The 21,709-nt window shown below is 47.3% G+C and carries 13 protein-coding genes; 10 read left to right on the plus strand and 3 right to left on the minus strand.

Annotated features, from left to right (window positions below):
- Window positions 1-168 precede the first annotated feature (168 nt).
- Window positions 169-1,542 (minus strand): MATE family efflux transporter, encoded by a 1,374-nt coding sequence (locus tag ACR0QE_RS10010; protein ID WP_432628213.1) that lies wholly within the window; start codon window positions 1,540-1,542, stop codon window positions 169-171.
- Between the two features lie 188 nt (window positions 1,543-1,730).
- On the opposite strand from ACR0QE_RS10010, the gene ACR0QE_RS10015 reads away from it, so the two are divergent.
- From ACR0QE_RS10015 to ACR0QE_RS10030, 4 genes are all read left to right on the plus strand, one after another.
- Window positions 1,731-2,594, plus strand: coding sequence for a LysR family transcriptional regulator (locus ACR0QE_RS10015; protein ID WP_432628214.1), 864 nt, complete (start codon window positions 1,731-1,733; stop codon window positions 2,592-2,594).
- Between the two features lie 81 nt (window positions 2,595-2,675).
- The gene (locus tag ACR0QE_RS10020; protein WP_432628215.1) at window positions 2,676-3,431 is read left to right on the plus strand and encodes a MurR/RpiR family transcriptional regulator; all 756 of its coding nucleotides are present in this window, start codon (window positions 2,676-2,678) and stop codon (window positions 3,429-3,431) included.
- 233 nt (window positions 3,432-3,664) lie between these two features.
- Entirely contained in the window at window positions 3,665-5,602 is a 1,938-nt protein-coding gene (mngA, locus tag ACR0QE_RS10025; RefSeq protein WP_432628216.1) for a PTS 2-O-a-mannosyl-D-glycerate transporter subunit IIABC, read from the plus strand.
- 43 nt (window positions 5,603-5,645) lie between these two features.
- The gene (locus tag ACR0QE_RS10030; RefSeq protein ID WP_432628217.1) at window positions 5,646-8,294 is read left to right on the plus strand and encodes a glycoside hydrolase family 38 C-terminal domain-containing protein; all 2,649 of its coding nucleotides are present in this window, start codon (window positions 5,646-5,648) and stop codon (window positions 8,292-8,294) included.
- Between the two features lie 103 nt (window positions 8,295-8,397).
- Here the strand turns inward: ACR0QE_RS10030 and ACR0QE_RS10035 are convergent, their stop codons facing one another.
- Window positions 8,398-12,654, minus strand: coding sequence for an acyl-CoA dehydratase activase-related protein (locus ACR0QE_RS10035; protein ID WP_432628218.1), 4,257 nt, complete (start codon window positions 12,652-12,654; stop codon window positions 8,398-8,400).
- A 505-nt stretch (window positions 12,655-13,159) separates the two neighbouring features.
- Here ACR0QE_RS10035 and ACR0QE_RS10040 point away from each other — a divergent pair.
- The 4 genes from ACR0QE_RS10040 to ACR0QE_RS10055 all read left to right on the plus strand — a co-directional run bounded on the left by ACR0QE_RS10040 (window position 13,160) and on the right by ACR0QE_RS10055 (window position 18,068).
- A complete protein-coding gene (locus tag ACR0QE_RS10040; protein WP_432628219.1) occupies window positions 13,160-14,101 on the plus strand; it encodes a magnesium transporter CorA family protein in 942 nt (313 codons plus the stop codon).
- 33 nt (window positions 14,102-14,134) lie between these two features.
- Window positions 14,135-14,995, plus strand: coding sequence for a hypothetical protein (locus tag ACR0QE_RS10045; protein ID WP_432628220.1), 861 nt, complete (start codon window positions 14,135-14,137; stop codon window positions 14,993-14,995).
- A gap of 25 nt (window positions 14,996-15,020) precedes the next feature.
- Complete coding sequence (gene pyk, locus ACR0QE_RS10050) at window positions 15,021-16,457, plus strand: pyruvate kinase (RefSeq protein ID WP_432628221.1); 1,437 nt, start codon at window positions 15,021-15,023, stop codon at window positions 16,455-16,457.
- A gap of 342 nt (window positions 16,458-16,799) precedes the next feature.
- Window positions 16,800-18,068 carry a diaminopimelate decarboxylase gene (locus ACR0QE_RS10055; RefSeq protein ID WP_432628222.1) on the plus strand — a complete coding sequence of 423 codons (1,269 nt, stop codon included), beginning with the start codon at window positions 16,800-16,802 and terminating at the stop codon, window positions 18,066-18,068.
- 387 nt (window positions 18,069-18,455) lie between these two features.
- On the opposite strand, the gene ychF is transcribed toward ACR0QE_RS10055, so the two are convergent.
- Window positions 18,456-19,553, minus strand: a complete 1,098-nt coding sequence (gene ychF, locus ACR0QE_RS10060; protein WP_432628223.1) for a redox-regulated ATPase YchF — start codon at window positions 19,551-19,553, stop codon at window positions 18,456-18,458.
- A gap of 377 nt (window positions 19,554-19,930) precedes the next feature.
- Between ychF and lgt the strand changes: the two genes are divergently transcribed.
- Complete coding sequence (lgt, locus tag ACR0QE_RS10065; protein WP_432628224.1) at window positions 19,931-20,803, plus strand: prolipoprotein diacylglyceryl transferase; 873 nt, start codon at window positions 19,931-19,933, stop codon at window positions 20,801-20,803.
- 150 nt (window positions 20,804-20,953) lie between these two features.
- A complete protein-coding gene (locus ACR0QE_RS10070) occupies window positions 20,954-21,109 on the plus strand; it encodes a Spo0E family sporulation regulatory protein-aspartic acid phosphatase (RefSeq protein ID WP_432628225.1) in 156 nt (51 codons plus the stop codon).
- The last annotated feature ends 600 nt before the right edge of the window (window positions 21,110-21,709 follow it).

A 21,709-nucleotide genomic window follows, 5' to 3' on the forward strand; every position in this document is an offset into this window, starting at 1 on the left:
AAGTTAAAATGGTCGGTAAATGAGAGGTTTATTTGGCATGCCCAAAAACAGAACGTTTAGAGCTCATTATTAAAATGGCTCCAAAGTCAACAATCGGGCGGGATTTCAAAGAATCCCACCCCAACTATTGACATAGAGCCTTTTATTATTTTTTCTTTATCATTTTCTTTATATTCTGTTTCCCTCTTCCATCCGCTTTAATTCCGGAAGTACCATACACAGCATTGTGATAAAGCAGAGGCTTCCGCCGATGAGGTTGGATACCGGTTCTGCCAAGAAGACTCCGGAAGTGCCCATATGGAGCGTATATGGCATCAGGTAGGTCAGCGGTACAACGATAAAGACTTTGCGGAGCAGGGAAAAGAAAATCGCCTGCTTCTTTTTATTCAAGGATTTGAAAACTGTCTGACCGAAGTACTGCAGATCCATGAAGATAAATGCAGCAAAATATTGCTTCAGTGCCGGGACGGAGTCTTGAACGAGCTGGATGTCAGAGCTGAAAATACGGATCAAGGTGTCTGGGATCAGAATGATAAGGCTCCACATAACAGCGGTGTAGCCGAGAATCAGAATTCCCATGACAACGCCTGCTTTTTTCACACGAGCCGGGCGTCTGGCTCCATAATTGTAACTCAGAATCGGAGAGGAGCCTTCTGTGATCGCATAGATGGGTGTTTCCACTAACTGACGCACGCTGGATACAATCGTCATGACGGAGATGTAAATATCGCCGCCTGTGACGGAGAGGACGTTGTTGCAGCAGATTGTTACGAGACTGTTTGTCAGCTGCATGATGAATCCGGCAGTTCCGAGGCTGACGATATCTTTTGCTAGAGCGATGGAGTCTTTCCATTCGTTCTTGTGAAGAAAGCGCAGTTTCAGCTCTGCCTTCTTTGTGAGAAAATAGAACACAAAGAGAGCGGACAGGCACTGGGAAAGAACAGTTGCGATCGCGGCGCCACGGACTCCGAATCCGAGTACAAAGATGAACAGCGGGTCAAGCAACAGGTTGGCGATCGCTCCGATTGTGACAGAAAACATTCCAATCAGGGAGTAGCCCTGCGCATTGATAAACGGGTTCATTCCTACTGCAATCATGGATGGGAGCGTGCCGATCAGGTAAAGGAGTAGATAGGGATGAGCGTAGGTCATGGCGTTTTCGGATGCTCCGAACAAAACCAGAAGCGGATGGGCAAAGACAAGTCCGATTATCATCAGAATGACTGCACTGAAGCAGAGCATAGTGAAGGAAGTGCCCATAATGTGTGTTGCCTTCTGCTGATTTTTCTTTCCCCTCTGAATAGAGAAGAGGGGAGCACCGCCACTTCCGAAGAGGTTGGAGAAGGCGGTGATGATAACGATCAGTGGAAAGCACAGCCCGACTGCCCCGAGCGCGGTAGTTCCGTTTCCCGGGATGCGGGCGATATAGATGCGGTCCACGATGTTGTATAGTAAGTTTAGAATCTGGGCGACAAGCATGGGAAGTGAGGCCCCAAGGATGTTGCCGGTTACAGTTCCATTTTCAAAATCAACTCGTTTCATGGAAATTCTCCTTTGATCCTTCATTTATTATTTTTTTCTTGATTTCAAGTATAGCAAGCGTTAAACTATATGTAAATTATTGAATTTATATCAAAATTAAATAAAATTAATATGGATATGGATGGAAGCCATTTGTATGATGAAAATTATGAAATATGAGAAGATAAGAGCATGAATGGAGAAATGAAATGGAAATCAAGCAACTGGAGTATTTTCGCGCCATTGTAGATGCTGGAACGATCAGCGGTGCGGCAAGACAACTGCATATGACGCAGCCACCTCTCAGTTATCAGATGAAGATATTAGAAGAAGAGCTGAAGGTATCGCTTTTCTTGCGTGGAACGAAAAAAATTACGCTGACGGAGGCGGGAAAAACTCTCTACGAACAGGCAGAAAAAATTTTGACGCTCACGGATCTGACGAAGAGCGAAGTGATAAAATCCAGTCAGGCAACAACCCTGCATATCGGTCTGACGCCGTCCACAGTTTCCATGATGTCGGACTATTTGCTGAAATTTGCGAGGCGGTATCCACATATCCGTTTTGATATCCATGAGGGTTCTACGTTTACTCTGAAAGAGCAGATTGAGAATCAGCAGGTTGATCTCACGACACTGCGGACTCCGATAGCGCTCAATGGCTGTGAGACAAAATCGCTTGCAAAGGAGCGGCTTGTGGCGATGGCGATTCCGGAATATCCGTTGTTTCAGGGGAAGACTGCTGTGAGTCTGCATGAACTTATCGATCAGCCACTGATTCTTTCCCGCCGTTATCAGAAATATATGCTCTCGGCATTTGAAAAAGCCGGCGTGGTGCAGGATTTTTATTGTGCGTGTGAGGATGCCCGCACATCGATCATTATGGCGGAAAAGGGACTTGGAATTGCGATTCTTCCAGCTTCCATGCTGAAACAGTCGGAAAAATTAAAATCGTGGGAGATCGAAGATGCAGATCTTGCAACGGAGATTTTGCTTGTATGGAGAAAGGGAAGAGTGCCCGTGGAGGTGAAGGAATTTCTGGAGATGATGAAAGAACATGATGAAAGGGAATAAGAAAGGATGAAAAACATATAAAAGATTGCCTTGTTGGAAAGGTTGTATTCAAACTGGGTTTGTAAGAGAGTGTGAGGAAATATGACATTTGAGGAACGGGTATATAAACATGAGATGCAGTTAAATGAGACAGATGATGACATCGTCGACTATATTCGGAATCACAGGACAGATATTATGAAACTGTCCATTCAAAAAATTGCGTCTGATTTGTATCTTGCACCGAATGCGGTTATGCGTCTCTCGAAAAAATTGGAGTACAGTGGTTTTTCAGAATTGAAATTTTCGATTCAGAATGAGAGTGAACCGTCCGAAACAGGAAAAACAGTCAGTGCAAGACTTTTAGGACAGCTCCCGGAAAATATTGTAAAGACTCTGGATACCATTGATGAGGCACAGCTAAAGCGGGTGGCTGGAATGATGAGATCGGCAAGATGCTGTATTTTTGCCGGAGTGGGAGATTCCACTTATTTTTGTGAAATGCTTGGAAAAAATTTGAGATGCTTAGATTGCAGTGTCCAATTTTATCAGCAGATTCATGATATGTTTTATGCGGTTCGTCACGGATCAGAGGAAGATATGCTGATCATTATTAGCGCAAGAGGGAAAAATGAGCGATTGATTGAGATGGCGCAAGAGGCGAAAAAATTGGGAATGTCAGTGGTGAGTATCACACATTTCTGTGAAAATCCGTTGGCAGAAGCCTGTGACGTCAATTTGTATTTCTGGGGAGAGGACAGGGAGGTTCAGGGATATAATGTCACAGATCGGAGTGGACTTATGGTTCTTGTCCGGCTCCTCAGTGAGGCTTTTTGGCAACGTTATATGAAATCTTAGAAAGTTAGAAAGAGAGAAACAAAAAGACTAAACACAGAGAGACTTAAAACAGAGAGGCTTAAATGAATAGCAGAAAGTAACCAAGTGTGTATATATACACCAAGTGTTCGCCCTGTGTGAATAAATGTTGAAAAATAAGGCTTCTTTCTTTTCTGTGATATACTTTTGTCAGTGGTTGAGAAAACCAGAAACCCATGACGGAGTGTAGCAAACAAAAGAGAAAGGGGTAGAATATGAATCTGCAAAAAGCAACAAGCAAGGAACTGATTTCACTTGGTTGTACGTTTGGCACCAAGATGGAAGCCATTCAGTATCTGACTGACCAGTTAGATCGGGCAGGAAAGCTGAAAAACAAACAGGAATTTTTGAATTCCGTTTTGGAGCGGGAAAAGATTTCTGAGACAGGAATCGATATGGGGTTGGCTGTTCCACACGGAAAGAGTAGGGCAGTAAAAGAGGCAAGTTTTGCGGTGGCGACGCTGAAAACTCCAATCAAGGACTGGAAAAGTGTTGTGGCGGGCAATCAGGTGTCAATCATCTTTTTGCTGGCAATTCCGGAAGAGGAAGCGGGGAGCACGCATCTTGCCCTGCTCTCAGAGCTGATGACAAGAGTTTCCGATCCGTCCTATCTTGAAAAACTGAAAAGGGCAGAGACGCCGGAGACATTTTATCGTCTGTTGGGAGAGAACAAACAGGAAGAAAAAACGCCACAGAAGCAGTATGCAAAGACGGTTGTGGCAGTGACTGCATGTCCGGCAGGAATCGCACACACCTACATGGCAGCGGAGGCACTTGTGAAGGCGGGTGAGGAGCTTGGCGTAAAAGTTTATGTGGAAAAGCAGGGTGCAAACGGTGTGGAGGATCGTCACCGCACGGAAATTTTGAGAAATGCGGACGTCGCAATTTTTGCGACCGATGTAGCAGTAAAAGACAGCGAGCGATTTTCTCATCTTCCCATTTATAAGACAAAAGTTTCTGCACCGCTTAAAGATGCAAAAGGCGTGATTTTGTCAGCGCTGAATAAGGCGGAGAGAGAGGGCAAGGCTAGTACCCGTCAGGATGCAGAGCATGCAAATGCAGTTCATCAGGGGATCGCAGAAGAGGACGGAAAAGAGAGTGTGGGAAGTGAGATTAAAAAGGCGGTTCTCACAGGTATTTCCTACATCATTCCGATTATCATTGCAGGTGGTATGATCAATGCGTTTGCCGTGTTGATTGCTCAGGGATTCGGACTTCAGGAACTCTACAACATGGACAACAGCTGGCTGTGGCTGTTCCGCAAAATGGGTGGAAATACGCTTGGCACTCTGATGATTCCGATGCTGTCTGCTTATATGGCATATTCGCTGGCTGACAAGACGGCACTGGCTCCCGGATTTTCAGCGGGTGTTGCGGCAAATCTGATCAATGGAGGCTTCCTCTGTGGAATGCTCGGAGGTCTTGTAGCAGGATATGTGATTCGTTTCCTCAGAAAAGCAATTCCGGCAAAGGGAGTATTTGCAGGCTTTATTTCCTTCTGGATTTATCCGGTTTTTGGAACCTTGGTTGTGGGAATTGTCATGTTTTTTATTCTCGGAAAACCGGTGGCGTGGTTGAATCAATCGTTGACCCAGATTTTGAGTTCTCTGAGCGGATCAAATGCAGGACTTTTGGGCGCCATTCTTGGAGTTATGGTTTCGTTTGATCTTGGCGGTCCGGTAAACAAGGCAGCATATGCGTTCTGTGTGGGAGCAATGTCAGATGGAATTCTGATGCCGTATGCGGCATTTGCTTCGATTAAGATGGTATCTGCATTTGCAGTGACGATGTCGACACTTGGATTCAAAAAGTATTTTTCAAAAGAGGAGCAGGAAGCAGGAATGTCCACATGGATTCTTGGTCTTGCCGGTATTACAGAGGGTGCCATTCCGGTGATGATGGCAGATCCGATTCGTGTTATTTTTGCTCTGTGCACGGGTTCCGCAGTCACAGGTGCGATCGTGGCATCTTGCAACATCGGACTGGATGTGCCGGGAGCAGGAATTTTCTCCATGTTCTTATTGAAGAACGGAATGGGTGGAATCATGAATGCTCTGATCTGGTTCTTTGCAGCGGTTTTGGGAGCAGTGGTTTCTACGGCAATTTTGGTTGTACTCAAAAAACAGAAATTTGAAAAAGCAAAAGCGAAGTAAAAATTAGGAATAGGAAATAGAAGAAAGGCGACGGGGAGTATTTATGGCAAAACAGGTACATATCGTTCCGCACTTTCACTGGGATAGAGAGTGGTATTTTACGGCGGAAGAGTCGAAAATTCTTCTGGTCAATGACATGGAAGAGATTCTGGAGAGACTGGAGACGGATGAAAATTATCCGTGTTTCATTCTCGATGGACAGACCTGTGTGCTGGAAGATTATTTTGAAGTAGCGCCAGAAAACAGGGAGAGAACGGAGAAACTGATTCGGGAAGGGAAACTTCGAATTGGACCGTGGTACACGCAGACGGACGAGATGGTTGTCGGAGGAGAGTCGATTCTCAGAAATCTTCTGTATGGATTGAGGGACAGCAGGAAGATTGGAGAACCCATGATGATCGGTTATCTTCCGGACTCTTTTGGACAGAGTGCCAGAATGCCACAGATTTTGAATGGATTTGGGATAGAGAGAAGTCTGTTCTGGCGCGGGACATCGGAACGGATGGGAACGGACAAGACGGAATTTTACTGGGAAGATGAGGATGGATCAAGAGTTGTCGTACAGTTGCTTCCGCTCGGCTATGCGATTGGAAAATATCTTCCAGAGGAGAGGGAGGCTCTGAAAAAGCGGATGGAGAAATACATGCCGGTTTTGGAGCGGGGAAATACAACCGGTCACCTTCTTGTTCCGAACGGGCATGATCAGATGCCGATCCAGAAAAATATTGTTCCGGTTATGGAGCAAATGCAGAACTTGTATCCGGATAAGGAGTTTGTCCTCAGTGATTATGAGGCGCTGTTTGAGGTTGCAGAGCGAACGCCGGGGCTTGACACGCTTCGCGGGGAGTTTCTGGATGGAAAATACATGCGGGTTCACAGAAGTATTTATTCTTCCAGAGCTGATTTGAAAGCGGCAAATACAAGAATCGAGAACAAAATCACAAATTGTCTGGAGCCGTTGGCATCGATCGCTTACAGCCTTGGATTCCCGTATCATCACAGTCTCTTTGAAGCGATCTGGAAAGAACTTTTGAAGAATCACGCGCATGATTCAATGGGATGCTGTTGCAGTGACAAGGTTCACCGGGCGATTGCAGACCGATATTTTCTGGCGGAGGAGCGCACGGATCGTCTGATGGAATTTTACATGAGGAAAATTGCAGACGCGGTGGCCGTTTCGGATGGAATGGGAGACACCGATAAACTTGTGGTATTCAACTGTCTGCCGTATTCGAGATCCGGAGTCGTTCAGGTAGAGATCACAACGCGGATGAAGACGTTTTGCCTGAGAGCAGAGGATGGGCGGGAAATTGATTTTGAGATCCGGGAGAGCGAGATTGTGGATCCGGGCTTGATTGATCGCCAGATTGTTCATTATGGGAATTACGACCCGTTTGTGCGCTACAAGGTGGAATTTTTTGATGAGATCCCTGCGATGGGCTATCGAACTTATGCGATTTTGGAGGATTCTTTCAATTCTTCAAATAATTCTTCAAAGTTAGAAGAGAAAGAAACAGAGAAAAAAGAAAAAGAATCTGCAAAACCGGTTCTGGAAAATGAGTACCTTAAAATTATGATTGAGGAGAATGGAACGCTCACGATCACGGATAAGACGGATCAGTCGGTGTACCGCAAAATCTTGATGATTGAAGATGGAAGTGATGATGGAGATGGGTATGATTATTCTCCATTGGAGGAAGATTTTGTAATCACTTCTGAATTTGAGAAGGCAGAGATTCAGTGTCAGCGAGGTGCTTATGCTCAAAATGCCAAAATCAAGGTTTCGATGGCAATTCCGAAAAATTTATCGTCGAGAAAGATGAGAGAGCGGGACGGAAGCGTCGAGGTGGTCTTTGACCTGGAACTCAAAAAGGCAGATCCCGTTCTTGGGGTCAACGTGACGGTGAAAAATACGGCGGATGATCACAGAATTCGTCTGTTGCTTCCAGATCAGGACAGCCGTGGATATTCGGTCAGTGACAACCAGTTTGGAAGTATTCAGCGGTTGGCGGTTGATCCGGCGATTAAAGTCTGGGAAAAAGAAAAATGGTCGGAGCGCCCAGATGCCATCTATCCATTTCTGTCCTATGTCTCAGGTCTTGGAAAGGGAGTCGGTGTGATTACGGATTCTCTTCGAGAGTATGAACTGACAGGAAATCAGGCAGATACACTTGCGATTACATTGATGAGGAGTGTGGGAGTTCTCGGAAAAGAGGAGCTCTTCAGAAGACCGGGAAGACCATCGGGAATCAAGATGCAGACACCGGATTCCCAGCTTCATGGGACATACACGTTTCGGCTTGGGCTGACCTGTCACCTGGAATCTCTGCCAGAGCGGGCAAAGGAGTATCTGACTCCACTGCTTGCCTACAATAAGATGGGGTATCACGCGATGAAACTTAATCCATCTCCGTTTAAAACACCGTGGACTTACAGCTTGTTCCGTATGGAGTCCGAGACGCGGCAGACTCCGGTTCTGAGTGCACTCAAGAAGGCGGAGGATGGAGCAGGATTGATTGCAAGATTTTATAATCCATATCAGAAAAAGAACGGTTTCGATGTAAAATCGGTGGAGTGGAAACTCTCAAAAGAAGTGAAAATGGATGAAAATGAAGTGATTGCGGATTGTGAAACTGGAACCGCAGAAGTGTCACACAATCAGGTGAAGACGTTTTTGTTGGAGCGTGCCTGAAAAAACAAAATAAAACAAAAAGTTAAAACAGAAAATTAAAACAAGAAAACCTCTGATCGTCAGACTTAAAAATCTTATGATCGGAGGTTTTTTGCTTGTATTATTATTTTGTCGCCTTGAGGTTCTTCTGTGCGGTTGCCAGCATCAGTTTGATTCGGTTCAGCTGGTTCACCTCACTTGCGCCCGGGTCGTAGTCGACTGCAATGATGTTTGCATCCGGATGGCTCTGACGCAGCTCTTTGATGACACCCTTGCCGACGATGTGGTTCGGCAGGCATCCAAACGGCTGGGTGCAGACGATGTTCTTGACTCCGCTGTGGATCAGCTCAAGCATTTCTCCGGTCAAAAACCATCCCTCACCGGTCTGGTTTCCGAGGGAAACGTAGTTCTTAGCCATATCTGCAAGCTCCCAGATGCGGGACGGCGGAGTGAAGTGCTCGCTCTTTTCAAGCTCTTTTCGTGCGGTCTTTCGGAAGTACTCGAGCAGGGAGATTCCGAGGTTGCACAGGCGGGCGGTTGACTTTTTGCCGCCGAGATGGTCTGCCTTGAAGTTGCTGTTGTAGAAACAGTACAGAAGGAAATCCATCAGATCCGGCATTACAGCTTCTGCACCCTCTGACTCGAGCAGGTCCACGATGTGGTTGTTAGCAAGCGGGGAGAACTTTACAAGGATCTCTCCGACGATTCCAACCTTCGGTTTCTGCTCATCGGTGCGCTCAAGATGGTCAAAATCACGGACGATTCCGCGCAGGTTTCTGCCGAACTCGACCATACCGGCAGAGCGGGTTGAGAGGCTCTTGACACAGCGGGCCTTCCATTTCTCATGGAGGGCATTTGCGGAACCCGGAATCTTCTCATACGGGCGGGTTGCATAGAGCACGCGCATGAAGACATCTCCATACACGACAGCCTGCATCGCTTTAGTGATCAGACCCGGGGTGAAATTGAATCCCGGGTTTGTCTCCATGCCGTTTGCGTTGACGGAGATCACAGGGATCTGAGGCATACCGGCTTTCTCGAGTGCACGGCGGATAAATCCGATGTAGTTCGATGCACGGCAGCCGCCACCGGTCTGGCTCATAAAGACAGCGGTGTGATCGAGATCATATTTTCCGGAGAGCAGGGCATCCATGATCTGTCCGATGACGATCAGGGACGGGTAGCATGCATCGTTGTTTACGTATTTCAGGCCGACGTCGACGGCGTTCCGGCTGTCGTTCTGGAGCACCTCAATGTTGTAGCCGAATGCGCGGATTGCCGGTTCGATCAGCTCAAAGTGGATCGGGGACATCTGCGGGCACAGGAGCGTGTAGTTCTTCTTCATCTCTTTTGTGAAGACAACGCGGTTGTAAGCGCTCGACACAACTTTGCGCTCAAAGTGCTTCTGGTCGCGGACGCGAAGAGCGGCAATCAGGGAGCGGACGCGGATGCGGGCAGCGCCGAGGTTATTGACCTCATCGATCTTGAGCACCGTATAAATCTTTCCGGAGCTGGTCAGAATATCATGTACCTGATCGGTTGTCACAGCGTCAAGTCCACAGCCGAAGGAGTTTAACTGAATCAGGTCGAGACAGTCACTCTTCTTGACATAGGATGCCGCCTTGTAGAGACGGGAGTGGTACATCCACTGGTCGGTGACGATCAGCGGGCGCTCAACTTCGCCGAGATGGCAGATCGAGTCCTCTGTCAGAACCGCCATTCCATAGGAAGTGATGAGTTCCGGGATTCCGTGGTTGATCTCCGGATCGACGTGGTAGGGACGGCCGGCGAGCACGATTCCGTGTTTTCCGTGTTCCTTCAGCCAGGCGATCGTCTCTTCTCCCTTCTTCTCCATATCCTCGCGGGATTTTAAGAGCTCAAGCCATGCCGCGTGGGCAGCTTTCTGAATCTCCACGGAGGAAATCTGATATTCCTTGCCGATCTCGACGATGAGCTGACGGGTCAGAATCTCCTCGTTTGTGAACGCGAGGAACGGGTTCATAAAGTGAACATTGTTCTCTGCGAGTTCTTCGACGTTGTTCTTGATGTTCTCCGCGTAGGAGGTGACCATCGGGCAGTTGTAGTGGTTGCCCGCCTCCGGGGTCTCGTTGCGCTCGTAAGGAATGCACGGATAGAAGATATCCTTGATTCCCTGACGGATCAGCCAGCTGATGTGACCGTGAACGATCTTTGCCGGATAGCATTCAGACTCACTCGGGATCGACTCAATGCCGAGCTCGTAGATCTTTCTCGTGGACTGCGGGGAGAGGACGGTGCGGAAACCGAGTTCCTTGAAAAAGACAGCCCAGAACGGATAGTTCTCATACATGTTGAGCACGCGCGGGATTCCGATCGTGCCGCGCGGAGCCTGGTCCTCCGTCAGAGGCTCATAGTCAAACATCCGGTGATACTTGTAATCAAAGAGGTTCGGGATCTCCTTGCGGGATTTCTCCTTGCCGAGTCCGCGCTCACAGCGGTTTCCGCTGATGAACTGGCGTCCGCCGCCGAAGCGGTTGATCGTCAGCACGCAGTGGTTTGTACATCCCTTGCATCGTGCCATCGAGGTATCGTATTTGAGCGCGAGGATCTTGTCGAGCGAAAGCATCGAAGTTCCCTTTGCGCGGTTGCATCTCTCTCTTGCGATCAGCGCAGCGCCGAACGCGCCCATGATGCCGGCGATGTCCGGGCGGACTGCCTCACAGCCGGAGATCTTCTCAAAACTGCGCAGAACCGCGTCGTTGTAGAAAGTTCCACCCTGAACGACAACGTGCTTTCCGAGATCGGACGGGCTTGTGATCTTGATGACCTTGTAGAGGGCATTCTTGATGACGGAGTAGGCGAGTCCGGCAGAGATATCTGCGACGGTTGCGCCCTCCTTCTGCGCCTGCTTGACGTTGGAATTCATGAACACAGTGCATCGTGTGCCGAGGTCAGTCGGATTCTTGGCAAACAGAGCTGCCTTTGCAAAGTCTTTTACACTGTAATTCAGGGATTTTGCGAAGGTCTCGATGAAGGAACCGCAGCCTGAAGAGCACGCCTCGTTCAGCTGAACGCTGTCAACGGTGCCGTCTTTGATCTTGATGCATTTCATATCCTGACCGCCGATGTCGAGGATGCAGTCCACATCCGGCTCAAAGAAAGCGGCAGCATAGTAGTGGGAGATCGTCTCGACCTCTCCCTCGTCGAGCATGAAGGCAGATTTTAAGAGAGCCTCGCCGTATCCGGTTGAGCAGGACCACGCAATGTGGGCGGTCTCTGGAAGTTTGGCTTTGATCTCACTGATCGCACGGATTGCGGTCGCGATCGTGCTTCCGTTGTTGTTGTCGTAGAAGTTGTAGAGAAGACTTCCATCCTCTCCGACGAGGGCGACCTTTGTCGTCGTCGAACCGGCGTCGATTCCGAGGAAACACTCACCGGAATAGGTTGACAGATCGCCCTTCTTTACGGTGTGGCTTGCATGGCGCGAGAGAAAGGCGTCATAATCGGCCTCCGAGGCGAAGAGCGGTTCCATGCGCTTGACCTCAAATTCCATCTTGATGCCGGAGGAGAGCTGCTCAATCATGTGATCAAGAGAAACCGTCACATCCTCCTTCGCATTCATTGCAGAGCCGACTGCGGCGAACAGATGGGAGTGATCCGGAGCAACGATGTGATCCTGATCAAGGTTCAGCGTGCGGATAAATGCCTTTCTCAGTTCCGGAAGGAAATGGAGTGGTCCGCCGAGAAAAGCGACGGTTCCGCGGATCGGTTTTCCGCAGGCGAGACCGCTGATTGTCTGGTTGACAACTGCCTGGAAGATCGAAGCTGCGAGATCTTCTCTCGTTGCGCCCTCGTTGATTAACGGCTGAATATCCGATTTTGCGAACACGCCGCAGCGTGCAGCGATCGGATAGATCATCTGATAGTTCTTCGCATACTCATTCAGACCGGATGCGTCCGTCTGAAGCAGGGATGCCATCTGGTCGATGAAAGAACCGGTACCGCCGGCGCAGATTCCATTCATTCGCTGGTCAATTCCGCCGGAAAAATAGATGATTTTGGCATCCTCACCGCCGAGCTCGATTGCAACGTCGGTCTGAGGCGCATAATCCTGAAGGGCAGTTGCAACGGCAACGACCTCCTGCGTGAACGGTACGTGAAGGTGACCGGAGAGTGTGAGTCCGCCTGAACCGGTGATACTCGGGTGAACATTGATTGAGCCAAGCTGTTCTTTGGCTTTTTTCAGTAAAAGAGCGAGCGTCTCCTGGATATTGGCAAAGTGACGCTCGTAGTCGGAAAACAATATGTGATTGGCACCGTCTAAGACGGCGATCTTAACGGTTGTGGAACCGATGTCGATTCCAAGTGTATAAGATGTCTGGTTTTGTTTAGGAGTTTCCATGATGGTTGTTTCAGTTATGTTTTTTAAATTATGCTGTGAATTCATATATGCGGGGGAATCCCCCTGCCTCCTTTTCTTTTGAAGATGTACAATTATTTTTGCAGGAATTTTATTACCTATTATTAATTCATTTCATTAATTGATAATTTTTTGATAAAACTGATAATTTTTTAGTAATCTTATAAAAGTTAATAAAAAATCTGAATAAATGTACATTGAAGTATTCCAAAAGGCATACGAGTATTAGTCTAACATAAAACGGATATGATTACAATTTACTCTTCTGTAAAAAAAATGTGAAGAAAAAATAGAAAATGTGTTAGAAATTGAAAAATGATAAGCAATGGGTTTGACAAAAATACAGGCAGAATTTATAATGATAACGTCGCAGACAGAAATGTTTGCATAATTCAGAGTGATTCAGCGGGATGCGCTCAGTGAGCGTTTGACCTTGAATGATGTTAGAATGATATTATGGACGAATCCAGATAGGCAGGGAACAGAAATGATTCGTATATTTAAGACCGAGGATGGTGTGACCCGTCAGACGGAAGAGACGACGCCGGGTTGTTGGATTTCTCTGATTGACCCAACGGCGACAGAAATTCTGGAAATTGCCGAGCGTTATGAGATTGATCCGGATGATGTGAAGGCACCTCTGGATGAAGAGGAACGTTCCCGTATTGAGATTGAAGACAATTACAGCCTGATTCTGGTGGACATTCCTGCGATTGAGGAGCGAAATGAAAAAGACTGGTATGTGACGATCCCTATGGGTATCATTATGACGAGTGATCTGATTATCACGGTCTGCCTCGAAGAAACGCCGGTGCTCAATGCATTTATGGACGGACGGGTAAAGAATTTTTACACCCACATGAAGACAAGATTTATTTTGCAGATTCTTTACAAGAATGCACAGCAGTACTTGCAGTATCTGCGAATCATCGACAAGAAGAGTGAGGAAGTCGAGACGACGCTTCACAAATCACAGAAGAACCGGGAGCTGATCGAGCTTCTGGAACTTCAGAAGAGCCTGGTGTACTTTACGACCTCCCTTCGTTCGAATGAGGTGGTTCTTGAGAAGCTGATGAAGAGTGAGCGGATCAAGAAGTACGAGGAGGATACGGAACTGCTGGAAGATGTCATCATAGAGAACAAACAGGCGATCGAGATGGCGAATATTTACAACGGAATTCTGGGCGGAATGATGGATGCGTTCGGCTCTGTCATCTCCAACAACTTAAATATTGCGATGAAATTTTTGGCGACGATCACGATTGTGCTCTCGATCCCGACGATGGTTGCAAGTTTTTACGGAATGAATGTCAGCCCGACAGGAATGCCGTTTTCGACGGTTCCGTATGGATTCTGGATCGTTATGGCAATCAGTCTGGTTTTGACCGGAGTGGTGGCGTGGATTTTCTCGAAGAAGGATCTCTTTTAAAATCGCTCTCTTTTAATTAGGAAAGGAAACCGAATGAAGTTCTTTTATGAGCTGGAAAGAAAATATCAGAAATATGCCATACAGAATCTGATGTATTATATCGTGATTCTGTATGGAATCGGGCTGGTGCTCTATATGGCTCAGCCTTATTTTTACTGGAATTATCTGTGTCTGGATCCCGCAGCGATTCTTCACGGCCAGATCTGGAGGATTGTCACATTTCTCGTGTATCCTCCGGCGATCGGAAGCATGAAGATGACGAGTGTGTTTGTCGGAGTGATTGCCCTGTTCATGTATTACAGTCTGGGGCAGACGCTTGAGAACATCTGGGGATCATTCCGATTCAACGTCTTTTTCTTTATGGGCGTGATCGGACAGGTGCTTGCGTGTCTGGTTGTGTATCTGCTGCTGGGAGAGCGCGTCGTTATGACGACCGGATTTTTGAATTTTTCGATTTTCCTGGCATTTGCGATCTATTTCCCGGATGCGCAGTTCTTGCTGTTTTTTGTTCTGCCGATCAAGGCAAAATGGCTTGCAGTGGCAGAGTGTGCAGTCTATCTGTACAGTTTTGTGTTTGGACCCTTGAGCACACGACTGGAGATCATCATGTCTCTGGCGAATGTGATTATTTTTATATTGCTGACACGTAACAATAATAAGAGTAACCGACGGTATGCGCCGAATGAAATCCGGCGCCGGCAGAATTTCAAGAAAGAAACCGCAAAGATTGTGACTCCCGGAAAAGCACGTCACCGCTGTGCTGTCTGTGGGCGCACGGAGCTGGATGACCCAAATCTGGAATTCCGCTACTGTTCAAAGTGCGAAGGGGATTATGAATACTGTCAGGATCATCTTTATACACATAAACATGTGACAAAAGATGAGGAGCATTGACCAAATATAGAGAAGGAGAGTCGTTATGAAAAAGACAAAGATTATCTGCACCATGGGACCGAATACCAATGACCGCAACGTAATGAAGGCATTGGCAGAGAACGGAATGGATATTGCCCGTTTCAATTTCTCTCATGGAGATTACGAGGAGCACAAGATGCGTCTTGACATGCTCAAGAGCATCCGCGAAGAGACTGGTCTCCCGATCGCTGCAGTTCTGGATACCAAGGGACCTGAGATTCGTACCGGTCTTTTGAAAGATGGGAAAAAAGTGACTCTCACAGAGGGACAGACCTTTACCCTGACTACCCGCGAGATCGTGGGCGACAGCCAGATGGTTTATATTAACTATGACGGATTAAACAGCGACGTAGTTGCCGGAAACCGCATCCTGATCGATGACGGTCTGATCGAGCTTCTCGTTCAGGAAGTAAACGGCACCGACATCGTCTGCAAGGTAGTAAACGGCGGCGAGCTTGGCGAGAAGAAGGGCGTGAACGTACCGAACGTCAAAATCAAACTTCCGGCACTGACCGAGAAAGATAAGGCAGACATCCAGTTTGGTATCGAACAGGGCTTCGATTTTATCGCAGCTTCCTTCATCCGTACCGCAGATGCAGTCCGTGAGATCCGCGCAATCCTCGATGCGGCTGGTTCCCAGATCCAGATCATCTCCAAGATCGAGAACGCAGAGGGAATCGAGAACATGGATGCAATCATTGAGGCAAGTGACGGCATCATGGTAGCTCGTGGAGACATGGGCGTAGAGATTCCGCCGGAGCAGGTTCCGCACATCCAGAAGGAGCTGATCCGCAAGTGTAATCAGGCCTGCAAGCCGGTTATCACCGCAACCCAGATGCTTGATTCCATGATCCGCAATCCGCGTCCGACCCGTGCAGAGGTTGGCGACGTTGCAAACGCTGTTTACGATGGCACTGATGTAGTTATGCTGTCCGGTGAGACTGCAATGGGTAAGTACCCGGTAGAGGCTCTGAAGATGATGGCACAGATCTGCGAGACGACTGAGCAGTTCCTCGACTACAATGCATATCGTCAGCGCAAGGTAAGTGCAGAGAATGAGCACAACATTTCCAACGCAGTCTGCTATTCTTCCGTAGCAACCGCACATGATCTGAAGGCAAAGGCAATCATCGCTCCGACGATCACCGGATTTACAACCCGTCTGCTCTCCAAGTGGAGACCGGCTGCCCAGATCATCGGTCTGTCCCCGAACGCAACAACCGTTCGCCAGATGCAGCTGTACTGGGGCGTAAAGCCGTACCAGGCAAGACGTGCAGATTCCACTGACGGTCTGATCGAGTCCTCCTTAGAGACTCTGAAGGAGAAAAATGTTCTGAACAGCGGAGATGTCGCAGTTGTGACTGCCGGTGTTGTGAACAAGGCAGATCGCCATGAGCCGGCTGCTTACACGAACATCATGCGTGTTGTAGTGGTTGACTAATTTTCTGTAGATTCTGTAGATTCAGCAGGAATATTGTGTGGTATGAATTTCGAGACTTCTCTGTTGAGAGGAAGTCTCTGCTGTGCATCCACTCTGAGTTATACCAGATATAATGAAATAGAACTGGACAAAGAAGCCCGTTATAGGTTACAATCATACCGATTGAGGCCTGTTTCGGGCTTTTTAAATTTTGTGTCGATGGAAACTGAAAAAATAAAATCAGAAGAATAAAATCAGAAAAGCAAAATCAGGGAAACAGAGTACAACAGAGAAGCAAGGCAAAGCAAGAAAACAAGGAAACAAAGTAAAAACAGAAAATAAATTCTGAGAGGAGATACAAAGGTGGAGAAGAAACCGTTTGTGACAAAGGAGCAATTAGAGGAAATCGCAAAGACTTATCCGACCCCGTTTTATCTGTACGATGAAAAGGGAATCCGCGAGAACGCAAAGCGTCTGAAAGAGGCATTTGCATGGAACTCGGGATACAAGGAGTATTTCGCAGTAAAGGCAACCCCGAACCCGTATATTCTTCAGATCCTGAAAGATTACGGATGCGGAACCGACTGTTCTTCCGCAACGGAGTTAATGATGTCCGATGCAGTTGGATTTTCCGGACATGACATCATGTTTTCTTCCAACGATACCCCGATTCAGGAGTTCAAGCTGGCAAATGATCTCGGCGCAATCATCAACCTTGATGATATCACCCACATCGAGAGCGTAGAGCAGGCAGTCGGATACATTCCGAAGACGATCAGCTGCCGTTACAATCCGGGCGGAATGTTCAAGATCAGCAACGATATCATGGACAACCCGGGTGATTCCAAGTACGGAATGACGACGGAGCAGATTTTTGAAGCATTCAAGATCCTCAAGGCAAAGGGAGCAGAGGAGTTTGGTATCCATGCATTCCTTGCAAGCAACACCGTGACAAACGAGTACTATCCGATGCTCGCAAAGGTTCTGTTTGAGCTGGCAGTCCGTCTCCAGAAAGAGACCGGCGCTCACATCAAGTTCATCAACCTGTCCGGCGGCGTAGGTGTTCCGTATCGCCCGGATCAGGAGCCGAATGACATCGCTGTGATCGGAGAGGGAGTGCGCAAAGTCTACGAGGAGACCCTGGTTCCGGCAGGAATGGGGGATGTCGCTATCTACACCGAGATGGGACGTTTCATGCTGGCTCCGTATGGCTGTCTTGTGACCCGTGCAATCCATGAGAAGCACACTTACAAAGAGTATATCGGTGTGGATGCCTGTGCAGTAAACCTGATGCGTCCGGCTATGTACGGTGCTTATCATCACATCACCGTGATGGGCAAGGAGAATGAGCCGTGCGATCACAAGTACGATGTGGTTGGTTCTCTGTGCGAGAACAACGATAAGTTTGCGATCGACCGTATGCTTCCGGAGATTGAGAGAGGGGATCTGCTCGTGATCCACGATACCGGTGCTCACGGATTTGCGATGGGTTACAACTACAACGGAAAACTTAAATCCGCAGAGCTGCTTCTGAAAGAAGACGGCGGCGTGAAGATGATCCGCAGAGCTGAGACCGCGAAGGATTACTTTGCAACTCTGGACTGCTGTGATATGATGAAGAAGTATCTGTAGGGGATTCTCTGGAATTATAGTGAGGATTAAGTTCGTTATCTAAGGATTTAGGGATTTTATCAGGGCGCCGTCAGCGAGTAAAGTCACGCAAACTTGCTCCCGCTCCGGGTTCGACGCAGTGGTGCATAAGGTTGCAAAATACGCAACCTAAACACCAGCGTCTCACACGGGTTTGCGTGTACTTTCTCGCCACGGCGCCCAGCTACTTGATTGTCAAGAATAACTACTTGGTTATCAAGAATAAAAAACAATGGATGCTAGTTGTTTGGGTGTCAGATACTTTGAATAAAAAACGGACAGGAGACGTAAAAATCTTCTGTCCGTTTTTATATATTTGCCACATTAAGGACGCATTATCAACATGTCTGATGAATCAGCAACTTATTCTTATACATTGAAGCGGAAGAGGATGACATCGCCATCTTTTACGACGTAATCTTTTCCTTCCAGTCCTACAAGGCCTTTCTCTTTTGCCTTTGCGTAAGTTCCGCAGTCGAGCAGATCCTGGTAGTTGACAACCTCTGCGCGGATGAATCCACGCTCGAAGTCGGAGTGGATCTTTCCTGCTGCCTGAGGAGCCTTTGTGCCGACTTTGATTGTCCATGCACGGGTCTCATCCTCACCGGAGGTCAGGTAGCTGATCAGACCAAGCAGGCGGTAGCTTGCTGCGATCAGCTTGTCAAGACCGGACTCTTCGAGACCAAGGGCATCGAGATACTCCTGCTTTTCGTCATCGTCTAACTCGGAGATCTCTTCCTCGATGCGGGCACAGATGACAAATACCTCAGAGTTGTTCTCTTTTGCGTACTCGCGGACAGCTGCAACGTGCTTGTTGTTTGCGCCGTCGTCTGCTAAATCGTCTTCTCCTACGTTTGCAGCGAAGATTACCGGCTTGCAGGTCAGCAGATTCAGGGAGTTGACGAATGCCATGACATCCTCGTCATCGTTCTCATAGCTGCTTGCCAGCTTGCCATCCTCAAGGATTGCCTTCAGCTCTTTTAAGATCTCCAGCTCTTTTGCGAGAGACTTGTCGTTGAATGCAGACTTCGTGGTCTTTGCAATTCTGCGCTCGAGAATCTCCAGATCAGAGAAGATCAGCTCCAGATTGATGGTCTCAATGTCGCGGATCGGGTCAACGGAACCCTCAACGTGGATAACGTTCGGATCCTCAAAGCAGCGGACAACGTGAACGATTGCATCTACCTCACGGATGTTTGCAAGGAACTGGTTTCCGAGTCCCTCACCCTTGGATGCACCCTTTACAAGTCCGGCGATATCCACGAACTCGATGACTGCCGGGGTAACTTTCTTGGAGTGGTAAAGATCTCCGAGAAGTTTCAGACGCTTGTCCGGTACGGTTACGATTCCGACGTTCGGATCGATTGTACAGAACGGATAGTTGGCGGACTCAGCGCCAGCCTTTGTCAGAGAGTTGAAGAGCGTGCTTTTGCCGACATTCGGCAGTCCCACAATACCTAATTTCATTTTATAAAAGCCTCCTGATTCTTATCGTATCGTTTCTGTTTCCCAGATATCTTCTGAACAAATGGGATAAAACATTTGGAAAACACTTTTATCTACTATATCATAGGAAAAGTAAAAAGTAAATTGAGAGAACTGCGGGGAAGTTGATTTTGTCGGAAAAACCGCTTGCTTTTTGTGCAAAGAACTTGTAGCATAGATTTTACAGCCGTTGATTTTGGAAAGCAGAGGGCGGCGGACGAGAATATGATGTCAGAAAGTTTGCGTTTCAGGAAAAATTTTTCTGTCGAATTATAGCGCAATAAGTCGTCCGATTATGTTTGATTTTGGAGGTTAGGGGCTGTAAAATAGAGAAGACATCGAAAGGAGCATGTATCACAATGGAAGGTGCGGATATTAGTTTTGTACACCTTGGAATTACCATACAGCATTTGTCGAACAGTATTTCCGTATTCGGATTTCGGATTGCCTACTATGGAATTATTATCGGACTGGGGATGCTTGCGGGCATTTGGGTTGCCCAGTCGGATGCAAAGAGGAGAGGGAAGGATCCGGAACTGTATCTGGACTTTGCTTTGTATGGGATTATTTTTTCCATCATTGGGGCAAGAGTTTACTATGTAGTGTTTGAGTGGGATAACTATAAGAATAATCTGCTGGAGATTTTCAATCTCCGGGCAGGGGGACTGGCAATCTATGGAGGTGTGATTGCGGCAGTTCTCACACTGATTGTGTTTACCCGCGCGCGGAAGGTGTCCTTTTTTTCGATGGCAGATACGGGAGTGCTTGGTCTGGTGACCGGTCAGATCATCGGGCGCTGGGGCAATTTTTTCAACCGCGAAGCCTTCGGAGGATATACGGACAGCCTGTTTGCGATGCGGATCAAGCGCTCCATTGTGAATGACAATATGCTGAATGCGGATGTTCTGAAACATATGATTGTAGATCAGGGGGTAGAGTATATTCAGGTACATCCCACCTTTCTTTATGAGTCGTGCTGGAATCTGGGGCTGTTGTGTTTTATGCTCTGGTACCGGAAACGGAAGAAATTTGATGGAGAGATGCTCTGGATTTATCTGCTGGGATACGGAACCGGGAGATTTTGGATTGAGAGTCTGCGCACAGATCAGCTGATTCTGTTCGGAACCGGGCTGCCGGTTTCTCAGGTGTTGTCGTTTACGCTGGTTTGTGTGGCAGCAGGAAATCTGATTGTTCGTCACAGAAAGCTGAAACAGGGATCACAGGTGTCATAGAATAGCCGACCCGGGCGCCAGAAACGCCTCGGAATCTCATTTTGAAAATCTCTTCAGGCAGATAGATTAACAACCTCTGTCGGAAAAGGACATCTGGAACGATCGCATTTGGGTACTTGATTCAGCGCAAGACAAAGGAGAGGCATAAAAATGAGAATTCCGAAAGAAGAATTGATACTGGAGATTGAGAAGGCAAGAAACGCTTTGAATCACAGCATTGAATCGGGAGAGGCATATGAATCCGTCTATCAGAACAGTGTGGATCTTGATCATTTGATTGAGGAATACATACTGGCGGGATTCTGACCGGACGATCCATAAAGAAAGACAGGTAAGAGAGAACAAAGAAAAATAAGAAAAGAATAAATGAGATAAAAAATCAGACAGAAAACGGCTGCTTTTATGAGGAAAAATCATAGGGCAGTCGCTTTTGTGATTCTTTTGGAAATATTCTTGAAATTTTCAGAAGGATGTACTAAAATAAACCTACAAGTAATGAAAAGTGGAACAAAGTGGCAGAATTGTCGCTGATTGCGCAAGCCGTGAGCAGCGATGCAGGATTTGTGAGAGATCGAGAATTTTTCACAAATTTCAGGAAATAGCCGGGGGATACATTCGCGATGACGATGGAGTCGACGGTTACAGGTCTGCGTTTTTCCACTTTTTTTACAATGAATGCGCGAAAAGCCCATGCCTTTAGGTGTGGGATGGATAGCGCAAAACAATCAAGAAATGTGTATGCAATGATTGATTTTATATACATAACAGTATAATATATGTATGGAAAATCAAAGATTAAAAAACGGTTTTGACACGAGCCGTATGTTATCGTTAATTCATTCATCAGAATGATTGATAATGAAAGTCTCATAGAAACGAATTAGTCTTATATACTTTCGAGCATAT

The sequence above is a fragment of the Brotaphodocola sp. genome (genome assembly GCF_050873065.1).
Classification (GTDB): domain Bacteria; phylum Bacillota; class Clostridia; order Lachnospirales; family Lachnospiraceae; genus Brotaphodocola.

Coding starts and splice junctions, on each gene's coding strand:
- ACR0QE_RS10010 (WP_432628213.1), bottom strand. CDS start 1,542: ATGAAACGAGTTGATTTTGAAAATGGAACTGTAACCGGCAACATCCTT.
- ACR0QE_RS10015 (WP_432628214.1), top strand. CDS start 1,731: ATGGAAATCAAGCAACTGGAGTATTTTCGCGCCATTGTAGATGCTGGA.
- ACR0QE_RS10020 (WP_432628215.1), top strand. CDS start 2,676: ATGACATTTGAGGAACGGGTATATAAACATGAGATGCAGTTAAATGAG.
- mngA (WP_432628216.1), top strand. CDS start 3,665: ATGAATCTGCAAAAAGCAACAAGCAAGGAACTGATTTCACTTGGTTGT.
- ACR0QE_RS10030 (WP_432628217.1), top strand. CDS start 5,646: ATGGCAAAACAGGTACATATCGTTCCGCACTTTCACTGGGATAGAGAG.
- ACR0QE_RS10035 (WP_432628218.1), bottom strand. CDS start 12,654: ATGGAAACTCCTAAACAAAACCAGACATCTTATACACTTGGAATCGAC.
- ACR0QE_RS10040 (WP_432628219.1), top strand. CDS start 13,160: ATGATTCGTATATTTAAGACCGAGGATGGTGTGACCCGTCAGACGGAA.
- ACR0QE_RS10045 (WP_432628220.1), top strand. CDS start 14,135: ATGAAGTTCTTTTATGAGCTGGAAAGAAAATATCAGAAATATGCCATA.
- pyk (WP_432628221.1), top strand. CDS start 15,021: ATGAAAAAGACAAAGATTATCTGCACCATGGGACCGAATACCAATGAC.
- ychF (WP_432628223.1), bottom strand. CDS start 19,553: ATGAAATTAGGTATTGTGGGACTGCCGAATGTCGGCAAAAGCACGCTC.
- lgt (WP_432628224.1), top strand. CDS start 19,931: ATGGAAGGTGCGGATATTAGTTTTGTACACCTTGGAATTACCATACAG.
- ACR0QE_RS10070 (WP_432628225.1), top strand. CDS start 20,954: ATGAGAATTCCGAAAGAAGAATTGATACTGGAGATTGAGAAGGCAAGA.